Source organism: Xanthomonas bromi, from assembly GCF_900092025.1.
Classification (GTDB): domain Bacteria; phylum Pseudomonadota; class Gammaproteobacteria; order Xanthomonadales; family Xanthomonadaceae; genus Xanthomonas; species Xanthomonas bromi.
Map to the genome: position 1 here is coordinate 1 of NZ_FLTX01000034.1, position 19,356 is coordinate 19,356.

15 protein-coding genes and 4 pseudogenes are annotated in these 19,356 nt (G+C 63.5%); 7 read left to right on the plus strand and 12 right to left on the minus strand.

Annotated features, from left to right (window positions below; genetic code table 11):
• Positions 1-103 precede the first annotated feature (103 nt).
• A complete protein-coding gene (gene glmS, locus XBLMG947_RS10505; protein WP_065468415.1) occupies positions 104-1,933 on the minus strand; it encodes a glutamine--fructose-6-phosphate transaminase (isomerizing) in 1,830 nt (609 codons plus the stop codon).
• Between the two features lie 215 nt (positions 1,934-2,148).
• On the opposite strand from glmS, the pseudogene XBLMG947_RS10510 reads away from it, so the two are divergent.
• From XBLMG947_RS10510 to XBLMG947_RS10535, 6 genes and pseudogenes are all read left to right on the plus strand, one after another.
• Positions 2,149-3,418, plus strand: a pseudogene (locus XBLMG947_RS10510) (efflux RND transporter periplasmic adaptor subunit).
• A 47-nt stretch (positions 3,419-3,465) separates the two neighbouring features.
• Positions 3,466-4,181 (plus strand): annotated as a pseudogene (locus XBLMG947_RS10515) (ABC transporter ATP-binding protein); the annotation flags it as partial.
• Between the two features lie 14 nt (positions 4,182-4,195).
• Positions 4,196-5,496, plus strand: a pseudogene (locus XBLMG947_RS10520) (ABC transporter permease).
• 55 nt (positions 5,497-5,551) lie between these two features.
• Positions 5,552-5,848 (plus strand): annotated as a pseudogene (locus XBLMG947_RS10525) (ABC transporter permease); the annotation flags it as partial.
• Between the two features lie 84 nt (positions 5,849-5,932).
• Positions 5,933-6,738 (plus strand): IS5 family transposase gene (locus XBLMG947_RS21515; RefSeq protein ID WP_209437476.1). Its coding sequence is split into 2 segments (ribosomal slippage): positions 5,933-6,263 and positions 6,263-6,738, totalling 807 coding nucleotides; the frame shifts between segments, so codons are not numbered across the junction.
• Positions 6,696-7,937, plus strand: a complete 1,242-nt coding sequence (locus tag XBLMG947_RS10535; RefSeq protein ID WP_425479274.1) for a sensor histidine kinase — start codon at positions 6,696-6,698, stop codon at positions 7,935-7,937. Before XBLMG947_RS21515 ends, XBLMG947_RS10535 begins: the two co-directional genes overlap by 43 nt.
• A gap of 198 nt (positions 7,938-8,135) precedes the next feature.
• Here XBLMG947_RS10535 and XBLMG947_RS10540 read toward each other — a convergent pair whose 3' ends face one another.
• On the minus strand, positions 8,136-9,107 hold the full coding sequence (locus tag XBLMG947_RS10540; RefSeq protein WP_065468423.1) for a NosD domain-containing protein: 972 nt from the start codon (positions 9,105-9,107) through the stop codon (positions 8,136-8,138).
• A 100-nt stretch (positions 9,108-9,207) separates the two neighbouring features.
• A complete protein-coding gene (gene glmU, locus XBLMG947_RS10545; protein ID WP_065468425.1) occupies positions 9,208-10,572 on the minus strand; it encodes a bifunctional UDP-N-acetylglucosamine diphosphorylase/glucosamine-1-phosphate N-acetyltransferase GlmU in 1,365 nt (454 codons plus the stop codon).
• A 144-nt stretch (positions 10,573-10,716) separates the two neighbouring features.
• Here glmU and XBLMG947_RS10550 point away from each other — a divergent pair, with 144 nt between their 5' ends.
• Complete coding sequence (locus tag XBLMG947_RS10550; protein ID WP_065468427.1) at positions 10,717-11,100, plus strand: GtrA family protein; 384 nt, start codon at positions 10,717-10,719, stop codon at positions 11,098-11,100.
• 399 nt (positions 11,101-11,499) lie between these two features.
• Here the strand turns inward: XBLMG947_RS10550 and XBLMG947_RS10555 are convergent, their stop codons facing one another.
• From XBLMG947_RS10555 to atpB, 9 genes are all read right to left on the minus strand, one after another.
• A complete protein-coding gene (locus XBLMG947_RS10555) occupies positions 11,500-12,069 on the minus strand; it encodes a chorismate mutase (RefSeq protein WP_065468429.1) in 570 nt (189 codons plus the stop codon).
• A 221-nt stretch (positions 12,070-12,290) separates the two neighbouring features.
• Positions 12,291-12,713: a F0F1 ATP synthase subunit epsilon gene (locus XBLMG947_RS10560; RefSeq protein WP_065468431.1), complete on the minus strand. Its 423-nt coding sequence runs from the start codon at positions 12,711-12,713 to the stop codon at positions 12,291-12,293.
• A gap of 169 nt (positions 12,714-12,882) precedes the next feature.
• Positions 12,883-14,289 carry a F0F1 ATP synthase subunit beta gene (gene atpD / locus XBLMG947_RS10565; RefSeq protein ID WP_011035801.1) on the minus strand — a complete coding sequence of 469 codons (1,407 nt, stop codon included), beginning with the start codon at positions 14,287-14,289 and terminating at the stop codon, positions 12,883-12,885.
• A gap of 125 nt (positions 14,290-14,414) precedes the next feature.
• On the minus strand, positions 14,415-15,278 hold the full coding sequence (gene atpG, locus XBLMG947_RS10570; protein ID WP_065468433.1) for a F0F1 ATP synthase subunit gamma: 864 nt from the start codon (positions 15,276-15,278) through the stop codon (positions 14,415-14,417).
• 180 nt (positions 15,279-15,458) lie between these two features.
• A complete protein-coding gene (atpA, locus tag XBLMG947_RS10575; RefSeq protein ID WP_065468435.1) occupies positions 15,459-17,006 on the minus strand; it encodes a F0F1 ATP synthase subunit alpha in 1,548 nt (515 codons plus the stop codon).
• A 47-nt stretch (positions 17,007-17,053) separates the two neighbouring features.
• Positions 17,054-17,581 (minus strand): F0F1 ATP synthase subunit delta, encoded by a 528-nt coding sequence (locus XBLMG947_RS10580; protein WP_005992070.1) that lies wholly within the window; start codon positions 17,579-17,581, stop codon positions 17,054-17,056.
• Between the two features lie 3 nt (positions 17,582-17,584).
• Positions 17,585-18,055 carry a F0F1 ATP synthase subunit B gene (locus tag XBLMG947_RS10585; RefSeq protein ID WP_065468437.1) on the minus strand — a complete coding sequence of 157 codons (471 nt, stop codon included), beginning with the start codon at positions 18,053-18,055 and terminating at the stop codon, positions 17,585-17,587.
• A gap of 113 nt (positions 18,056-18,168) precedes the next feature.
• The gene (gene atpE, locus XBLMG947_RS10590; protein ID WP_002814105.1) at positions 18,169-18,471 is read right to left on the minus strand and encodes a F0F1 ATP synthase subunit C; all 303 of its coding nucleotides are present in this window, start codon (positions 18,469-18,471) and stop codon (positions 18,169-18,171) included.
• Positions 18,472-18,544: 73 nt separating this feature from the next.
• Complete coding sequence (atpB, locus tag XBLMG947_RS10595; RefSeq protein WP_065468439.1) at positions 18,545-19,345, minus strand: F0F1 ATP synthase subunit A; 801 nt, start codon at positions 19,343-19,345, stop codon at positions 18,545-18,547.
• Positions 19,346-19,356 lie beyond the last annotated feature (11 nt).

The following is a 19,356-nucleotide window of genomic DNA, read 5'->3' on the forward strand; positions in this document are numbered from 1 at the left end:
CCTTAGCGCTTTATCCACGGCGTGGACAACGCGAAACACGCACGCGTTTCCGCGCACCGGCCGCGGACACCTGACCGTGCGCGCAGCCGCACAGGAGCTGCGCTTACTCCACCGTCACCGACTTGGCCAGATTCCGCGGTTTGTCCACATCGGTGCCGCGTGCGAGCGCCGTGTGATAGGCCAGCAACTGCACCGGGATGGTATGGATCACCGGCGACAGCACGCCAGCATGGCGTGGCGTACGGATCACGTGCACACCTTCGGATTCGCTGAACTGGCTGTCCTGGTCGGCGAATACGAACAGCTCGCCGCCCCGTGCGCGCACTTCCTGCATGTTGGATTTGACTTTCTCCAGCAAGCGATCGTTCGGTGCGATCACCACCACCGGCATCGCCGCATCCACCAGTGCCAGCGGGCCGTGCTTCAACTCGCCGGCCGGGTACGCTTCGGCGTGGATATAGGAGATTTCCTTGAGCTTGAGCGCGCCTTCCAGCGCGATCGGGTAATGCAGGCCGCGACCAAGGAACAAGGCGTTCTCTTTCGGCGAGAACCGCTCGGCCCAGGCCATGATCTGCGGCTCAAGGTTCAAGGCGTGCTGCACGCTGCCGGGCAGGAAGCGCAGCTGCTCCAGATAATCGGCTTCTTCGATATCGCTGACGCGCCCGTGCAACTTGCCCAGCACCACGGTCAGCTGGAACAACACCGCCAGCTGCGTGGTAAATGCCTTGGTGGACGCCACGCCGATCTCGGCACCGGCACGGGTGTAGCAGACCAGTTCGCTCGCGCGTGGAATCGCACTCTCCGGCACGTTGCAGATGGACAGCGTGTGCAGGTGCCCCAGCAATCTGGCGTATTTCAACGCCTCCATCGTGTCCAGCGTTTCGCCCGACTGCGAGATGGTCACGATCAGATGTTTCGGGTTTGCGTAGGCAGCGCGATAGCGGTATTCGCTGGCAATTTCCACGCTGCAGGGCAGCCCGGCGATGGCTTCGATCCAGTAGCGCGCGGTCAGGCCGGCGTAGTAGCTGGTACCGCAGGCCAGGATCTGCACGCCTTCGACGTCGCGCAATACCGCTTCGGCAGTGGGCCCGAACAGCGATGCCGGGAAGCCCTTTGCATCGATTGCCGCTTCGATGGTGTCGGCCAGCGCGCGCGGCTGTTCGTGGATTTCCTTCTGCATGAAGTGGCGGAACGGGCCCAGCTCCAGCGAGGCCAGCGACACATCCGACAGATGCAGTGGACGCGCGACCGGCGCATCGTTGCCATCGAAGATGCGCACGCCGTCGCGGCGCAATTCGGCGGTGTCGCCTTCTTCGAGGAAGATCACCTGGCGCGTGGCCTGCACGACGGCGGAGACATCGGAGGCGACGAAGTTCTCGCCCTCGCCCACGCCGATCAATAACGGGCAGCCCATGCGCGCGCAGACGACACGTTCCGGTTCGGCCTGGCTCATCACCGCCAGCGCGTAGGCACCGGTGAGTTCCTTGACGGTGCGCTGCAGCGCAGTCAACAGATCGCCCGCGCTGCCTAGATGATGATGGATCAGATGCGCGATGACCTCGGTGTCGGTCTGCGACTCGAAGGTGTAGCCGAGCGTGCGCAGCGTCTCGCGCTGCGCTTCGTGGTTTTCGATGATGCCGTTATGCACCAGCGCCACGCCTGCGCTGATGTGCGGGTGTGCATTGGCTTCGGTCACGCCACCGTGGGTGGCCCAGCGCGTATGGCCGATGCCCAGCGTGGCGCCGAAGCGTTCGGCCTGCGCGGCCTGCTCCATCTCGGCCACTCGGCCGGTACGGCGCACCCGGCGCACCTGCACGCCGTCGAGCACTGCAATGCCGGAGGAATCGTAGCCGCGGTATTCCAGGCGCTTGAGTCCCTCGATCAGGACCGGGACCACATCGCGCCCGGCGATCGCTCCGACAATGCCGCACATAGGACAACTCTCAGAAAAGAAGTCGGACATTTTAGCGTGTCCGCTCTTGTCCGCTCTTGTCCGCTGTATGACCTTGCCCGGACAGCGTGTCCGATCCCAGTGTCCGCGGACACTGCGGACACTGGGCATAAAGCGATAAATCCATTCTATTTCAATAGCTTGAAGGCTGGCACACGTCCTGCTTTATCGCGGTGACGTCACCGAGCCAGCCGATCATGATCCGCGATACCTCTGCCCAGGACCAGGTTCTCCGTCCCCCGCCAGGGCGCGCAGTGGCGCCGTTGGCTGTGGCCCGGCATCGCCGCGGTGGCCGTGTTGGCCGGCATCGGCTGGGCAGTGACTGCGTGGAGCGCCGGCAGCCGCTCGTTCGACGCCAGCCGGGTGCGCATCGCCGCCGTTACCCAGGGCGAGCTGGTGCGCGACATCGCCGCCGACGGTCGCGTGATCGCCGCCAACAGCCCGGTGCTGTACGCCATCTCGGCCGGCACGGTGACGCTGAGCGTGGTGGCCGGCGATGTGGTCAAGCAGGGCCAGGAACTGGCACGCGTCGACAGCCCGGAGTTGCGTAGCAAGCTGGCGCAGGAGCAGGCCACCCTGGCCGGCCTGGAAGCCGAATCCAGCCGTGCCGCGCTGGATGCAACCCTGGCGCGTGCCAACGCCAGCAAGCTCACCGACCAGGCCATGATCGACAAGCAGGCCGCCGCGCGCGACCTGGAACGCTACCAGCGCGGCTTTGATGGCGGTGCGGTGCCGCAGGTGGAGTTGGCCAAGGCGCAGGACACCTTGAAGAAGACCGACATCGATCTGCAGCATGCCCAGCGCGATGCGGTGCTCAAGAGCCAGGGCGCGGACCTGGACTCGCGCAACAAGCGCCTGCTGGCCGACCGCCAGCGTGCCGTGGTGGCCGAGGTGCAGCGCCAGGTGGACGCGCTCACCCTGCTGGCGCCATTCGATGGCCAGGTCGGCCAGGTGCAGGCGGTGCAGCACACCCAGGTCGCTGCGAACGCGCCGATTCTGGGCGTGGTTGACCTGTCCAAGTTCGAAGTCGAGATCAAGGTGCCGGAAAGTTTCGCGCGCGATCTGGCGATCGGCATGCCGGCCCAGCTCACCAGCGGCAGCGGCGAACCGTTCCCGGGCGCCATCTCGGCCGTGTCGCCGGAAGTGGTCACCGGCGAGGTCACCGCGCGCATTCGCTTCACCGACAAGCAGCCGCCGGGTCTGCGCCAGAGCCAGCGCATGAGTGCGCGCGTAGTCATGGACACGCGCCGCAACGTGCTTAAAGTCGAACGCGGCCCGTTTGTCGAACAATCCGGTGGCAATTACGCCTACGTCATGGATGGCAACACCGCGGTGCGCCGCCCGGTCAAGCTCGGTGTCAGCAGCCTGGGCGAAGTGCAGGTGTTGTCCGGCCTGCAGGCAGGCGACCGCGTGGTGGTCTCCGGCGCAGACAACTTTGGCGACGCAGCGCGCGTCACCGTCCACTGATTCAGTCATTCCACCTCGTCGCACTCTTCTTCGCAAAGGAATCGGCAATGCTCAAGATGCAAGCGGTCTCCAGGTCTTCCGCACCGAACAGGTGGAAACGCACGCGCTGCGGTCGCTGGACCTGCATGTGCGCGAAGGCGAATTCGTTGCGGTCACCGGCCCCTCCGGGTCGGGCAAAACCACCTTCCTCAACCTGGCCGGCCTGCTGGAAACCTTCACCAGCGGGCAGTATTTGCTGGACGGCGAAGACGTTAGCCATCTGTCCGACGACGCGCGTTCGCGGCTGCGCAATCAGAAGATCGGTTTCATCTTCCAGGGCTTCAATCTGATTCCCGACCTCAACCTGTTCGACAACGTCGATGTGCCGCTGCGCTACCGCGGCATGCCGGCCGCCGAGCGCAAGCAGCGTATCGAAGACGCCCTGACCAAGGTCGGCCTGGGCTCGCGGCTGCGCCATTACCCCACCGAGCTGTCCGGCGGTCAGCAGCAGCGCGCCGCGATCGCAGGTGCATTGGCCGGCAGCCCACGCCTGCTGCTGGCCGACGAACCCACCGGCAACCTCGATTCGCAAATGGTACGCGGGGTGATGGAACTGCTGGAAGAAATCAACAGCCAGGGCACCACCATCGTCATGGTCACCCACGACCCGGAACTGGCCGCACGCGCGCAGCGCAACGTGCACATCGTCGACGGCCAGGCCACCGATCTGGAACGCAACCCCAGCCTGATGCGCGCGCCCAGCGCCGCTGCAAACCTGGCCGAATACGGACCACCCGCATGTTCGGCTATTACTTCAACCTGGCGCTACGCAGCTTCCGCCGCAACAAGGTGCTCACCGCGCTGATGGTGCTGGCCATCGCGCTGGGCATCGGTGCGAGCATGACGACGTTGACGGTGTTCTATGTGTTGTCGGGCGATCCGATCCCGCAGAAGAGCGACCGGTTGTTCAATGTGCTCGTCGACCCAAAACCGAAGGCCGGTTTTCAGCCAGGCGAAAAGCCGGATGACCAAGTAACCCGCTTCGATGCCGAAGCGCTATTACGTGAAAAGCGTGCCAAACGCCAAGCCCTGATGACCGGTGGGCAAGTAGCCATCGAGCCAGACAAGAACGGCATCGCCGCGTTCAAGTCGGAGGCTCGCTTTACTTCAGCCGACTTCTTCCCGATGTTCGAACACCGTTCCTGTACGGACAGGCTTGGTCAGCCGGCAGCGACGAAAAAAACGAACGCGTTGCCGTCATCACCAAGAAACTCAACGACAAACTGTTCGACGGTGGCAACAGCGTGGGCCGCGATTTGCGCATGGACAAGAGCACCTTCCGCATCGTTGGCGTGCTCAACGAATGGAAGGTCAATCCGCGTTTCTATGACCTCAGCAATAGCTACGGCTCAGACGAGCAGGTGTATTTACCGTTCTCCGTCGCAATTGATCTGAAGATGGATCATTACGGTGGCATGAACTGCTACGGCAAGAGCGATAACAGCGATCAGACTGCGCTCAACGCGTCTTGCACATGGATGCAGTATTGGGTGGAGCTGGAGAGCCCGGCAAAGACCAGCGACTACAGAGCCTACCTGGACAACTATTCCGATCAGCAACGCGCCGCGGGGCGTTTCGAACGACCGAACAATACCCGCCTTCGCAATGTGATGGAGTGGCTGGAGTACAAAAAGGTGGTTCCCAGCGACGTCCGCTTGCAGTTATGGCTGGCAATGGGTTTCTTGTTGGTCTGTCTGCTCAATACCGTTGGTCTGTTGCTGGCCAAGTTTCTGCGCCGCAGTGGCGAGATTGGTGTGCGTCGCGCCCTGGGCGCCTCACGCGGCGCCATCTTTGCGCAGTGCCTGGTCGAAGCCGGAACCATCGGACTGGCAGGCGGCATTGCAGGCCTTGGGTTGGCATGGTTGGGATTGTGGGTGGTGCGCCAACAACCCGTCGACTACGCCAAGCTTGCGCATCTGGATCCGACCATGCTGTTGCTTACCTTCGTATTGGCGCTGGTTGCCAGTCTGCTGGCCGGCTTGCTGCCCTCCTGGCGCGCCATCCAGGTCACGCCCGCGCTACAGCTCAAAGCGTCCTGACCAACATGCCCACCGTGCTGCGGCGGGCACGGCCTCTTATCCCAAGGTACCGCCCATGGACATCCGACCCATCGTTTCCACCTGGTGCCGCCACAAGACCGCAGCAGCCTTGATCGTTCTCGAAATCGCACTCCCCTGCGCGATCATCTGCAATTCCCTGTTTTTGATCGGCAACCGCATCGAAACGCTGCAGCAGCCCAGCGGCATCGCCGAATCAGAACTGGTCAGCATCCAGCTCGGGGGCATCGGCACTCAGGTCAATGCAGAAGCGCGCACACGTGAAGACCTGGCAGCACTCCGTAACCTGCCCGGTGTCCGCAGCGCGACCGTCGTCAATCAGATTCCGTTTGTTCACTAATCTTGGAACAGCAGTGTCTCTCTTAGAGCGGCTAACAAAACCATTGAATTCTGTCGAACCGGCGGCATCATTGCCGGCATAAAACGTCGCAACGAGATCCCAACTGCGCTGTGGAAGCGCATCGAACCACTGATTCCGCAGGTCAAGCCTTCCCCCAAAGGTGGACGACCTCGTGTCAGTAATCAGCAGGCCCTCAACGGCATCGTCTACGTGCTGCGCACGGGCATTGCGTGGGAAGACCTGCCTTCGGAACTTGGCGATGGCAGCGGCATGACCTGCTGGCGGCGGTTGCGTGATTGGCAAGCCAGCGGGGGGTGGCATCGTCTGCATCAGGTGTTGCTGACCGAGCGACGTCCCGCCGACACACTGGATCTGAGCCGAGCAAGTCTGGACGCCGCCAGCGTGGCCTCCCCCCGGGGGGCCCGTATACAGGGCCAAACCCGACCGATCGCGGCAAACTCGGCAGCAAACGGCATCTGATCGTTGATCGCAACGGCGTGCCGCTGGCTGTGTGCGTCACCGGTGCCAATCGACACGACTCGGTCGCGTTCGAAGAAGTGCTTGATGCATTGCCTGCGATCGGTGGAAAACCAGGGCATGCGCGACGCTATCCACGCAAACTGCATGCCGACAAGGCTTACGACATCGACCGTTGCCGCAACGCCCTCAAGCAGCGCGGCATCATTGCGCAGATTGCTCGCAAGGGCATCGAACGCAACGACCGCCTGGGCCAGCACTGCTGGGTCCTCAAGCGCACGCACGCTTGGTTTGCCGGCATGGGCAAGCTGCGTATCCGCTTCGAACGCCGCATCGATATCCACTTGGCGTTGCTCTCGCTTGCATGCTCCATCATCTGCTTACGCATGCTTCCTGGGTTTTGTTAGCCGCTCTAAGCCGCGCTACTGCGCCGATGCGTTCGCTGTTTCGTGCGCTGGCTGGCACCACCAGCAGCTATCGCGATGGGGAGTACAACTTCGGTGTGTATTGGCGCGGCAACGACGAACTGGCGCAACCGGTACAGGCGCATGCCGAACTGGGCGATGTGCTGCGCGCACAACGAAGCCATCTGGTACAGCGCGAGCTGATGCTCGACACCATGTTGCAGAACACACCGGTGGCCATGCTGCTGGTCGTCGCCGGCGGCGATGGCCTGCGCCGGATCGGGTTTTCCAATGACGCTGCACGCAAACTGCTGTATGACGGACGCAAGCTTGAAGGCCAGCATCTGGACGATGTGCTCGGCCGCATGCCGTCCGAATTGCGCGATTCCCTGGCCCGCGGTGGCGACTGTCTGTTCGCGGTGCGCGAAGACGGCGATGACGAAGAAGACGAGCGGATCTACCATCTGTCGCGGCGCAGCTTTCACATCAACGGGCGCGGACACGAGCTGTTGCTGATCCGCACGTTGACCAACGAGTTGCGCCGCCAGGAAGTGAAGACCTGGAAAAAAGTCATCCGCGTGATCAGCCACGAATTGAATAACTCGCGGGCACCGATCGCCTCGCTGGCGCATTCCGGTGCCGAACTACTGCGCCGCGAACGCATCGATCGGCTGGGCACCGTGTTCGAAACCATCGAGGAGCGCGCGCGTCACCTGGAAGGCTTCATCCGTGGCTATGCGCGCTTTGCCAAATTGCCGCAACCGCAGCTGCAGACCATCGAATGGGCGCCGTTTCTGCAGCGGCTGCAGCAACAGATTCCGTTCCAGCTGCAGGGCACGCTCATCGATGTCTCCAGCCGGATCGATGCAGCGCAGGTCGAACAGGCGCTGCTCAATCTGCTCAAAAATGCGCACGAAGCCTGCAGCGAAGCGCAGCCGCCCAACAGCGACGTCGCCTTGCGGGTGACGCGCGTGCCGCAGTGGCTGCGCATCGAAGTGCTCGACCGTGGCAACGGCATGAACGAGGCGGTGCTGCATAACGCACTGATGCCGTTCTATTCGACCAAGCGCAATGGCACAGGGCTTGGCCTGGCACTCACCCGCGAAATCGCCGAAGCGCATGGCGGACGCATCTCGCTACATAACCGCGAACACGGCGGCTTGTGCGTCACCTTGCTGCTGCCGGCTGCGGCGGCTGGCTAGTTCGCTGCAAGCGCCTGGCATGCGGATCTCGACGACTCCTGCCCGATGCCTCTGGCATGCGACCGATCCTTGCACCGACCAGAGCGAGCGCCAGCAGACGCGCAGCTTGCAATGCGGCGGCGAACTGTCCGGCCATTGGCCCGGCCAGCACGCCAGCGGCGCCGGCAGCCTCTGCCGAGCAGTCGCCGATCGCCGCGATCAGTTGCCGCGCAACGTTCCGCGTTCTTCGATCCGCGGTTGTTTCAACGCACCGCAGGCATCGTCCGCACCGCTGGTACCGGTGGCGGCGATGACGCCGTAATAACCGGCTCCCACGGTATTGTCGACGAACTGCCCACCTTGCGAAGGGCATTCGCCATCGGGCTTGATCCAGTCCGAAAACGCCGCGTACTTGCCGGCCCGCACGAAACGGTTCGCCGCCACGTAGGTGTTGTCGGAAGCATCGCGGGTACGCACGGCATCGCCGTTGACGTCGGTGAAGGTATTGCCTTCGATGCGGTTGCCGGAGGAGTGGCGCGCCAGGTAGATCGCATGCACGAAGCCCGAGGTCCTGGTGTCGTTTTCGATCGACACGAAGCGATTGCGTTCGATGCGGTTGTCGCGCGAGTTCTGCAAGCGGATCGCCGCGAACGAATAGGCGGCCTCAGTGCTGCTGCCATGCAGGCCACCGATCCGCTCGAAGGTCATCGAGCGGATGACGTTGCCGCTGTTGCCGTCCGCGCTGCGCTTGCTGCTGCCCAGGTCCATCGCCATCCAGTAATTGCTGATCTTCAAACCGGCGAAGGTCAGCCGGGTGGCCGCATCGCCGCCGCCCTTCAGCGTGAACCAGGTCGCGCCACCGCGTCCGTCGAACCACGGCGGCGCGGCAGCATCGGGGGCAGCGATGAAACGAATGGATGCCCCGTTGGTGAATGTCCATTGCACCGATTGCCGCAGATACGTGCCTGCGGCAATCACCACGTCCACCGCGCCGCTGGGCCGCTGCTCGAACAACCGCTGCTGGGCGGCCGCCAGACTCCGCAACGCGGTCGCGGCGCTGGTGCCTGCCGCCGCATCGTTGCCGTCCGGCGCCAGATACAGACGGTAGGTCTGCGCATGGGCCGCACTTGGCAGCACTGCCGCCAATAGCGGCAGTAACATCGCCAGCAACGCGTAACGTGCCTTTTGCATCGTGCACCTCGTGATCGGTCGTGACGGGCGTGGCCTGTGCATGGCGCAACTGCCCGCCCTTGCGGCGACATGCAGCCAAGCCGCACGCCTGGAAAGAACGCTACTTCTTGGTCGGCCGCTCCCAGCCTTCGATCACGGTCTGCCGCGCACGCGTCACGCTGAGCTGGCCAGCCGGCGCATCGCGCGTGATCACCGACCCGGCACCGATAGTGGCGTGGGCGCCAATCTCGATCGGCGCCACCAGCGCACTGTTGGAGCCGACAAACGCGCCATCGCCGATGGTCGTCTGCGACTTGTTCACCCCGTCGTAGTTGCAGGTGATCGTGCCGGCACCGATATTGACCTTGCTGCCGATCACCGCATCGCCCAGGTAGGTCAGATGATTGGCCTTGCTGCCGACGCCCATGGTGACCTTTTTGGTTTCCACGAAATTGCCGATATGCACGCCATCGGCCAACACGGTGCCGGGGCGCAAGCGTGCGAACGGGCCGATCTGCACCGCGCCTTCGGTGACCACGCCTTCCAGGTCGCAGTGCGCGCGCACCTGGGTGCCAGCGCCCAGCGTCACATCGCGCAAGCGCACGAATGGACCGATCACCACACCATCGCCCAGCGTGACATCGCCCTCCAGAATCACATCGATATCCAACTGCACATCGCAGCCCACCTGCACGCTGCCGCGCTGCTCCACCCGCGCCGGGTCGGCCATGCGCACGCCCTGCAGGCAGAGCGCACGTGCAGCGCGCAGCTGCCATGAACGTTCGAGCTGAGCCAGCTGCCATGGGTCGTTGGCCCCCTCCACATCCTGCGGGTCGGCGACATGCACCATGTCGGCCGGGGTGAAATCGGCAGCGGCGCTGGCGAACACGTCGGTGAGATAAAACTCGCCCTGCGCATTGTCGTTGGACAAACCAGCCAACCAGCGCCGCAATGCGGTGGATTCGGCGGTGAGGATGCCGGTATTGATCGTGCGGATGCGGCGCTGCTCGTCGTTGGCATCCTTCTGTTCGACGATGGCGGCCACTTTGCCCCCCGCATCGCGCAGGATGCGTCCATAGCCAGTGGGATTGGCCAGTTCGGCCACCAGCACCGCCATCCGGCCCGGTGCATGCAGCAACTGCAGCAGGCTCTCGCTGCGGATCAGCGGCACATCGCCATACAACACCAGCACCGTCGCCGCGTCGGGAATCGCAGGCATCGCCTGCAGCACGGCATGTCCGGTGCCCAGCTGCTCGCGCTGCTCGGCCCACCGCAGATCGCTTTGATCGGCGAAGGCGCCCTGTACCTGCTCGCCACCGTGCCCGTACACGATATGGATCGCCGCCGGCTGCAGCTGCCGCGCCGTGGCGATCACGTGGGCCAGCATCGGCTGGCCGGCCAGTGGCTGCAGCACTTTGGGCAGGGACGAGCGCATGCGCTTGCCCTCGCCCGCGGCCAGGATCACAACGTGCAGGGGCAGAGTCATGAAGACACTCCAGACATAAAGATGGCTAAATTCTAGTCGCTGCGCCCCGCCGCGTCGTTGCCCGGATGCAGCGTTCGTCGGCGATAGCAGCGTTTGAGCTTCACTGCCGCTAGGATGGGCGCCCCTTTGCTTCATCCTGCACGCATGAGTCTGTTCCGCCAAGGCAGCCAGTTCACGATGATTGGGGTCCTGCAGCTGGCCGTGGATTGCGGCCTCTTCATTGCTGCCACCGCCGCAGGCATGCCTGCGGTGCCGGCCAATCTGCTTGGACGCCTCGGTGGCGCCATGCTCGGCTTCTGGCTCAATGGCCGCTACACCTTCGCCCAGCAGGGCGATGCGCGGCTGGGCTGGCAACGCTTCCGCCGCTTCGCGCTGATGTGGCTGGCGCTCACACTGATCAGCACCTGGCTGCTCTCGACGACGGTGGACCTACTCGGCTTGCGTCAGGCCTGGTTAGCGAAACCGCTGGTCGAAGGCGGCCTGGCAATCGTGTCGTTCTTCCTGGGCCGGCATGTGGTGTATCGCTAATCGAAGCATGCGCAGGCCCGCGATCATTCGGCTAGCTAGCGCAGCACGCAGATAGACAGGCGTCGCCTGCGCACAGACCTGCTGTTGCGAAGCGGCTGCATTCCTCAAGTGGCGATCAATGGAGCGTCGCCCTGCTAAGGAGACGGATGCCACTGGCGTCCTCGCGCGCGCCTCGATTCTGCATTCTGCGATGCAACCAAGCGGTGCTTGCCAAGCGGCAAGCAAACGCTGTTGTCCTGCAGCAGCCAGGCTTTTACTGGCAGCGACCCCATTCTCATATGTTTGGCGATCTAAGCATCCCAGCGTGTGTCGCTGTTTCAAGCAGACATACCCGGTCGGCACCCTGCAGCAGACAGCACGACCGAGGACGCGTCATCGCAGACACCTCACCGCTACGGGTCAGTGGCAAAAATCGCCCAGGCCGCGTACCAGTGCCGCGCGATGCAACGCATCCAGCTGCCATTGCTCCGCGTAATGCGCCGCTGCACGCGCGGTGGTGGCCGGGCAGTCGGGTGCGCTGCGCGCTGGCGCGACATCGGCCAGCGCATCGAGCAGTTCGCCCTGCAGTTGATCCAGGCGTGCGCGCAGCGCGGTGAGATCCGGACGCGCGGTAGTTGGTGCGCGTCCGCGCTCATGCCAGTGGTGCAACAGCGCGTACTGCACCGACTTGTTGGCTTCGATCTGCGCCCCGAAGAAACGCGCCGCATCGTCGGCATCCAACCCATGCGCCGGCGCCTGATCGCGGACGCTTTGCAACACTGCCGCCTCGCGCGCCTGATCCAGCACTGGCTTGCCGCTGTCCCACTTGCTCAGCGCTACCGCGTCGCCAATGGCGTTGCGCTGCACGATGCGGTCCATCAACAGATCCAACGGCGGCTGGCTGCGTGCAGGCAACGCGCACCCCAGCAATCCGGCGGCCAACAGGCCGGTCACTACGTACGCGCGAATGCCATCGATCAAGCGAGTCATGCCATTTCCTCAACGTGCCTGGAGAAGGGTGCCATGCACCGCTGCCGGACAGGGTGCGCCAAGACAGTGTGCCTGCCGCGGGCCACGGCAGATTCGCGGACCCGCATGCGAAGCTCCAAAAACGAAAACGCCGACACAAGTGTCGGCGTTTCGAATTCCATCTGCAGATGACTTGCAGCTGCTTGCGGTGCATGCACACCCATCGGGTGGCAGGCACGCGCCTAGTGCTTGAGGTTGCGACGCAAGCGCTCCAGCGCCTGCAATTGCACCGTTGCTTCCGCCAGCTGACGCTGTGCTTCGGCCACGTCGACCGTGCTACCACGGTTGGCCAACAGTCGCTCGGCCTCTTCCTTGACCTTGCGCACGGCCGCTTCATCGATGTCCTGCGCACGCACTGCGGTGTCGACCAGGATGGTCACCACCTGCGGCTGCACTTCCAGGATGCCGCCGGAAATAGCGAAATCCAGATGTTCGCCATTGGCGGTGGTCACCACCACCTTGCCCGGCTTCAGACGCGTGATCAACGGCGCATGCTTGGGCGCGATGCCCAGCTCGCCTAACTCGCCGGTGGCCACGACCAGCGTCGCCTCACCGTGGAAGATTTCCTTCTCGGCGCTGACGATGTCGCAACGGATAGTGCTCATGGTGCCTCACTGTAGTGAGGCGGGGAATCGGCAGTCGGGAATCGGGAATGGGAAGAGCGGCTGGCTGCGCGCTTTTCCGATTCCGTTCAATTCCAATCCACCGATGACCCGCCTTTACGATTCCCGATTCCCGATTCACGATTCCAGCCGTGTAACGGCTGGGATCGCATCAGGCCTTGGCGCTCATCTTGTTGGCTTTCTCGACGGCTTCTTCGATGCTGCCGACCATGTAGAACGCCTGCTCCGGCAGGTGGTCGTATTCGCCATCGCAGATCGCCTTGAACCCGCGGATGGTGTCCTTCAGCGAGACGTACTTGCCCGGCGAGCCGGTGAACACTTCGGCAACGTGGAACGGCTGGCTGAAGAAGCGCTCGATCTTGCGTGCGCGCGACACCGACTGCTTGTCTTCTTCGCTCAGCTCATCCATGCCCAGGATCGCGATGATGTCCTTCAGTTCCTTGTACTTCTGCAAGGTCTGCTGGACGCGCTGGGCGGTGTCGTAATGTTCGTGGCCGATCACCAGCGGGTCCATCTGGCGGCTGGTGGAATCCAGCGGATCCACGGCCGGGTAGATGCCCAGCGAGGCGATGTTACGGCTCAGCGTCACGGTGGAATCCAAGTGGGCGAAGGTGGTCGCCGGCGACGGGTCGGTCAGGTCGTCCGCAGGCACGTACACGGCCTGGATCGAGGTGATCGAACCGCTCTTGGTCGAGGTGATGCGTTCCTGCAGCACGCCCATTTCCTCGGCCAGGGTCGGCTGGTAACCCACCGCCGATGGCATACGGCCAAGCAGCGCGGACACTTCGGTACCGGCCAGCGTGTAGCGGTAGATGTTGTCCACGAACAGCAGCACGTCCTTGCCCTTGCCGTTCTCGTCCTTCTCGTCGCGGAAGTACTCGGCCATGGTCAGACCGGTCAGCGCCACGCGCAGACGGTTGCCCGGCGGCTCGTTCATCTGGCCGTACACCATCGCGACCTTGTCCAGCACGTTGGAGTCCTTCATCTCGTGGTAGAAGTCGTTGCCCTCGCGGGTACGCTCGCCCACGCCGGCGAACACGGACAGACCCGAGTGCGCCTTGGCGATGTTGTTGATCAGTTCCATCATGTTGACGGTCTTGCCGACGCCGGCGCCGCCAAACAGGCCGACCTTGCCGCCCTTGGCGAACGGGCACATCAGGTCGATGACCTTGATGCCGGTTTCCAGCAGCTCGGTGCTGGAGGACTGGTCTTCGTACGACGGCGCAGCGCGATGGATTTCCCAATGGTCCGACGCCTGCACGTCGCCGGCTTCGTCGATTGGACGACCCAGCACGTCCATGATGCGGCCCAGCGTCCCGGCGCCGACCGGCACCGAAATGGCGCGCTCGGTGTTGGTGGCCAGCAGGTTGCGCTTCAGGCCGTCGGTGGAGCCGAGCGCAATGGTGCGCACCACGCCGTCGCCAAGCTGCTGCTGCACTTCCAGGGTGATGGCGGTGCCTTCGACCTTCAGCGCGTGATAGACCTTGGGTACTTCATTGCGCTGGAATTCGACGTCGACGACCGCGCCGATGATCTGAACGATCTTGCCCTGACTCATTTGGATAACTCCACTCATGTCTGTTCGATTCTGGTGTCGGGAATGGGGAATCGAGAATGGGGAATGGGAAGATCAAGAGCACCGACGGCCTTGCCTATTCCCGTTTCCCGATTCTCCATTCCCGGCTACACAGCGGCCGCGCCGCTGACGATTTCCGAAATTTCTTGGGTGATCGCCGCCTGGCGCGCCTTGTTGTAGACCAGTTGCAAGGTGCCGATCATCTTGTTGGCATTGTCGCTGGCGGCCTTCATCGCCACCATGCGCGCGGCATGTTCGGAGGCCACGTTTTCCAGCACGGCCTGATACACCAGCGACTCGATGTAACGCGTCATCACGTGCTCCAGCACGGTCGCGGCATCGGGTTCGTACAGGTAATCCCAATCGTGGTGGGCCACCTTATGCTCGGCGGCCGGCAGCGGCAGCAGCTGATCGAAGCTGGCCTTCTGGGTCATGGTGTTCACGAAGCGGTTGTAGACCAGATACACACGGTCCACCTTGCCCTCGATGAAGGCATCGATCATCACCTTGATCACGCCGATCAACTGCTCCACCTGCGGGCTGTCGCCCAGGTGAGTCACGCTGCCGACCATGTTGACCTTGACGCGACGGAAGAAGGCCGAGGCCTTCTGACCGATGGTCACCACGTCGATCTCGGCGCCTTTGTCCTGCCACGGGCGCACTTCGCCCAGCATCTTGCGAAACAGGTTGTTGTTCAGACCGCCAGCCAGGCCGCGGTCGGACGAGATCACGATGTAACCGACCCGCTTGACCTGCTCGCGCTCGACCAGGAACGGATGCTGGAAATCGGTGCTGGCCTGTGCCAGATGCCCGATCACCTGCTTCATCGCCTGCGCATACGGACGCGAGGTCTTCATGCGCTCCTGCGCCTTGCGGATCTTGGAGGCCGAGACCATTTCGAGCGCGCGCGTCACCTTGCGGGTGTTCTGCACGCTCTTGATCTTGGTTTTGATTTCGCGTCCGCCTGCCATACTCGCTCGCTTCGCTCGCTTAGTGGGATTCGGGAATCGGGATTCGGGATTGGCTAGAGCCTCCCTACCTCACCGCTTCCGAGAACCCCGGATACCTAACGTCTGGGAATCAGAAGCGGGGGCTGGGCATCAGCCAACGCCCTGAACCACCGCTTCTGCAAATCCCGAATCCCGGCGCCCTTACCAGGTGCCGGTGGTCTTGAACTCTGCGATGCCCTTCTTGAAGGCGGCTTCGATATCGTTGTCCCAACCGCCGGTGCTGTTGATCTTGGAGACCAGCTCGCCCTGGGTGTTGGCGAAGTGCGCGTGCAGGCCTTCCTCGAACGCCAGCAGCTTGTTGACCGGCACGTCATCGAGGTAGCCCTCGTTGACGGCGTAGATCGACAGCGCCTGGTTGGCGATGGACATCGGCGCGTACTGCTTCTGCTTCATCAGCTCGGTCACGCGCTGACCGCGCTCGAGCTGCTTGCGGGTGGCTTCGTCCAGGTCCGAGGCGAACTGTGCGAACGCCGCCAGCTCGCGGTACTGCGCCAGCGAGATACGGATGCCGCCGGACAGCTTCTTGATGATCTTGGTCTGGGCCGCACCACCGACGCGCGACACCGAGATACCGGCGTTCACGGCCGGGCGGATGCCGGCGTTGAACAGGTCGGTTTCCAGGAAGATCTGGCCGTCGGTGATCGAGATCACGTTGGTCGGCACGAACGCGGACACGTCGCCGGCCTGCGTTTCGATGATCGGCAGCGCGGTCAGCGAACCGGTCTTGCCGGTCACCGCACCGTTGGTGAACTTCTCCACGTAGTCTTCGGACACGCGCGCGGCGCGCTCCAGCAGGCGGCTATGCAGATAGAACACGTCGCCCGGATAGGCTTCGCGACCCGGCGGACGCTTCAGCAGCAGCGAGATCTGGCGGTAGGCCACGGCCTGCTTGGACAGATCGTCGTACACGATCAGCGCGTCTTCGCCGCGGTCCATGAAGTATTCGCCCATGGTGCAGCCGGCGTAGGGGCTGATGTACTGCATCGCGGCCGATTCGGATGCGGTCGCCGCCACCACCACGGTGTGCGCCAGCGCGCCGTTTTCTTCGAGCTTGCGCACGATGTTGGCAACGGTCGAGGCCTTCTGGCCGATCGCCACGTACACGCACTTGATGCCGGTGCCCTTCTGGTTGATCACCGCATCGATCGCCAGCGCGGTCTTGCCGGTCTGACGGTCGCCGATGACCAGCTCGCGCTGGCCGCGGCCGATCGGGATCATCGCATCGACCGACTTGTAACCGGTCTGCACCGGTTGGTCGACCGACTTGCGCCAGATCACGCCGGGCGCCACGCGCTCGACCGGTGCGGTCTGGGTGGCACCCAGCGGGCCCTTGCCGTCGATCGGCTCGCCCAGTGCGTTGACCACGCGACCGAGCAGTTCCGGGCCGACCGGCACTTCCAGGATGCGGCCGGTGGTCTTGGCCACGTCGCCTTCGCGCAGGTTCTCGTAGTCGCCCAGCACCACGGCGCCGACCGAATCGCGCTCCAGATTCAGTGCGAGTGCGAACGTGTTGTTCGGCAGTTCGATCATTTCGCCCTGCATCACGTCGGCCAGGCCGAAGATGCGCACGATGCCGTCGGACACGCTGGTCACGGAGCCTTCGTTGCGCGACTCTGCGGACAGCTTGACCGCATCGATGCGGGTCTTGATCAGGTCGCTGATTTCGGAGGGGTTGAGCGTGGTTGCCATCGTTCAGTCCTAGGTGCCGGCCGCGAGGGCCATGCGTTTATGTGAATTCAGTGGGCGAGCGAGCTTTGCAGACGCGCAAGCTTGCCCTTCAGCGAGCCGTCGATGACCACGTCGCCGGTGTCGATCACCGCGCCGCCGATCAACGAAGCATCCACCGCGGTGGTGATGTCCACCTCGCGGCCGAAACGCTTCTTCAGCGCAGCAGCGATCGTGTCCAGTTCCGCCGGGCTCATTGCAGCCGCCGAGGTCACCGTCGCCTTGACGACGTGTTCGGCCTCGGCCCGCAATTGTTCGTACAGTCCTGCCACTTCCGGCAGCAGCGACAGCCGCTGCGCGTCGGCCAGCACGCCGAGGAAACGCAGATAGTCCTCGCCCGCCTGCGGCGGCGCCAGCAAGGTCACTGCCTGATCCTGGCCCAGGGCCGGGTTGAGCAGTAATGCAGCCACGCGCGGGTCGCCGGCCACCTGCGCCGAAAACGCCAGCGCATCGGACCAGGGCGCGAAGTTGCCGCCCTCACGCGCGATCGCAAACGCGGCGCGGCCGTACGGACGGGCAAGGGTGAGGGCCTGACTCATCGATTAAATCTCCGCCGCCAGCTCGTCGAGCAGCGCCTTGTGGGCGTTGGCATCGATTTCGCGCTTGAGCAGCTTCTCGGCACCGCTGACCGCCAGCACCGAGACCTGCTTGCGCAGTTCTTCGCGGGCACGGGTGGCAGATGCGTCGATTTCGGTCTGTGCCAACTCCTTCTGACGGTTGGCTTCGGCAATCGCCTCATGCTTGGCCGCTTCGATGATCTGGTTGGCGCGCGCATGGGCCTGATCGATGATCTCGTTGGCCTTGGTGCGTGCGTCCTTCAATGCTTCGTTGACCTTTTCCTGCGCCTGCGCCAGATCCTTCTGACTGCGATCGGCCGCGGCCAGACCTTCAGCGATCTTTTGCTGACGCTCTTCGATCGCCTGCAGCAGCGGCGGCCAGATCTTGGTCGCGACGATCCAGATCAGACCGGCGAAGGCCAGCGCCTGGGCAAAGATGGTAAGGGTGATATCCATGGGTCGCTCAATCGCTGTTTAGGGGTGAAAGCGCCGCCGCAGTGGCGACGCTTTCCGACCTTCATCCGCGGACGCAGCCGCACTGGCTGCCTCCACATCCTGCTACCGCTGGATCAGCCAGCAGCCTGCGAAAGACGCTCGATGAACACCTGGGCCAGTGGGTTGGCGAAGGCGAACAGCAGGCCGACAGCGACGCTGATGATGAACGCGGCGTCGATCAGGCCGGCGGTGATGAACATGCGGACCTGCAGCACCGGGATCAGTTCCGGCTGGCGCGCGGCCGATTCCAGGAACTTGCCAGCCATGATGGCCAGACCGAGGCCGGCACCCAGCGCGGCCAGGCCGATCATGATGCCGACGGCGAGGACGGTGGAGCTCTGGACTTGAGCGAGGTTGGTCAGGACGGCGAGGTACATGGTGATCTCCGAACGAAAGTTTCTAAGGGTGATGGATGAATCGGGATGAAGCGTATGAAGGGTGTAGCGAAACTCAGTGACTGTCTTCGGCAAGGCTCAGATACACGATCGACAGCATCATGAAAATGAAGGCCTGCAGCGGAATCACCAGCAGGTGGAACAGCATCCAGCCGAGGCCGAATACGCCGCCAGCGAACATGCCGGCGATGCCCGCACCGCCCAGCACCCAGATCAGCAGGAAGACGATCTCGCCGCCGAACATGTTGCCGAACAGTCGCATCGCCAACGAAATCGGCTTGCTCAGCCACTCGACGATGTTCAAAAGCAGGTTGAACGGCATCATCCACTTGCCGAACGGCGCCGTCAGGAATTCCTTGGTCATGCCGCCCACGCCCTTGGAGCGCAGCGAGAACACGATCATCAGGAAGAACACGCTGATCGACATGCCCAAGGTGGCGTTGACGTCGGCGGTGGGCACCGGCTTCCAGGCGTGGATACCGGCCCAGCCCAGCGGAATGGCGATGAAATCGGCCGGAATCATCTTGATGAGGTTCATCAACAGGATCCAGAAGAAGATGGTGATCGCGATCGGCGTCACCAGCTTGCTGCTGCCGTGGTAGGTGTCCTTGGCCTGCCGGTCGACGAACTCCAGGCAGATTTCCACGAATGCCTGCCACTTGCCCGGCACGCCGGCCGTGGCATTGCGGGTCGCCGTCCAGAACGCCAGCACCATGACCAGGCCCATCAACACCGCCATGACCAGGGTGTCGACGTGGATGGTCCAAAACGTGCCGCCACCCTCGCGAACCGGATAGATCAGGTTCTGCAAGTGATGCTGGATGTAGGAGGTAGGGGTTGCTGCCTCGCCCGCCATGTGTCTGGAGC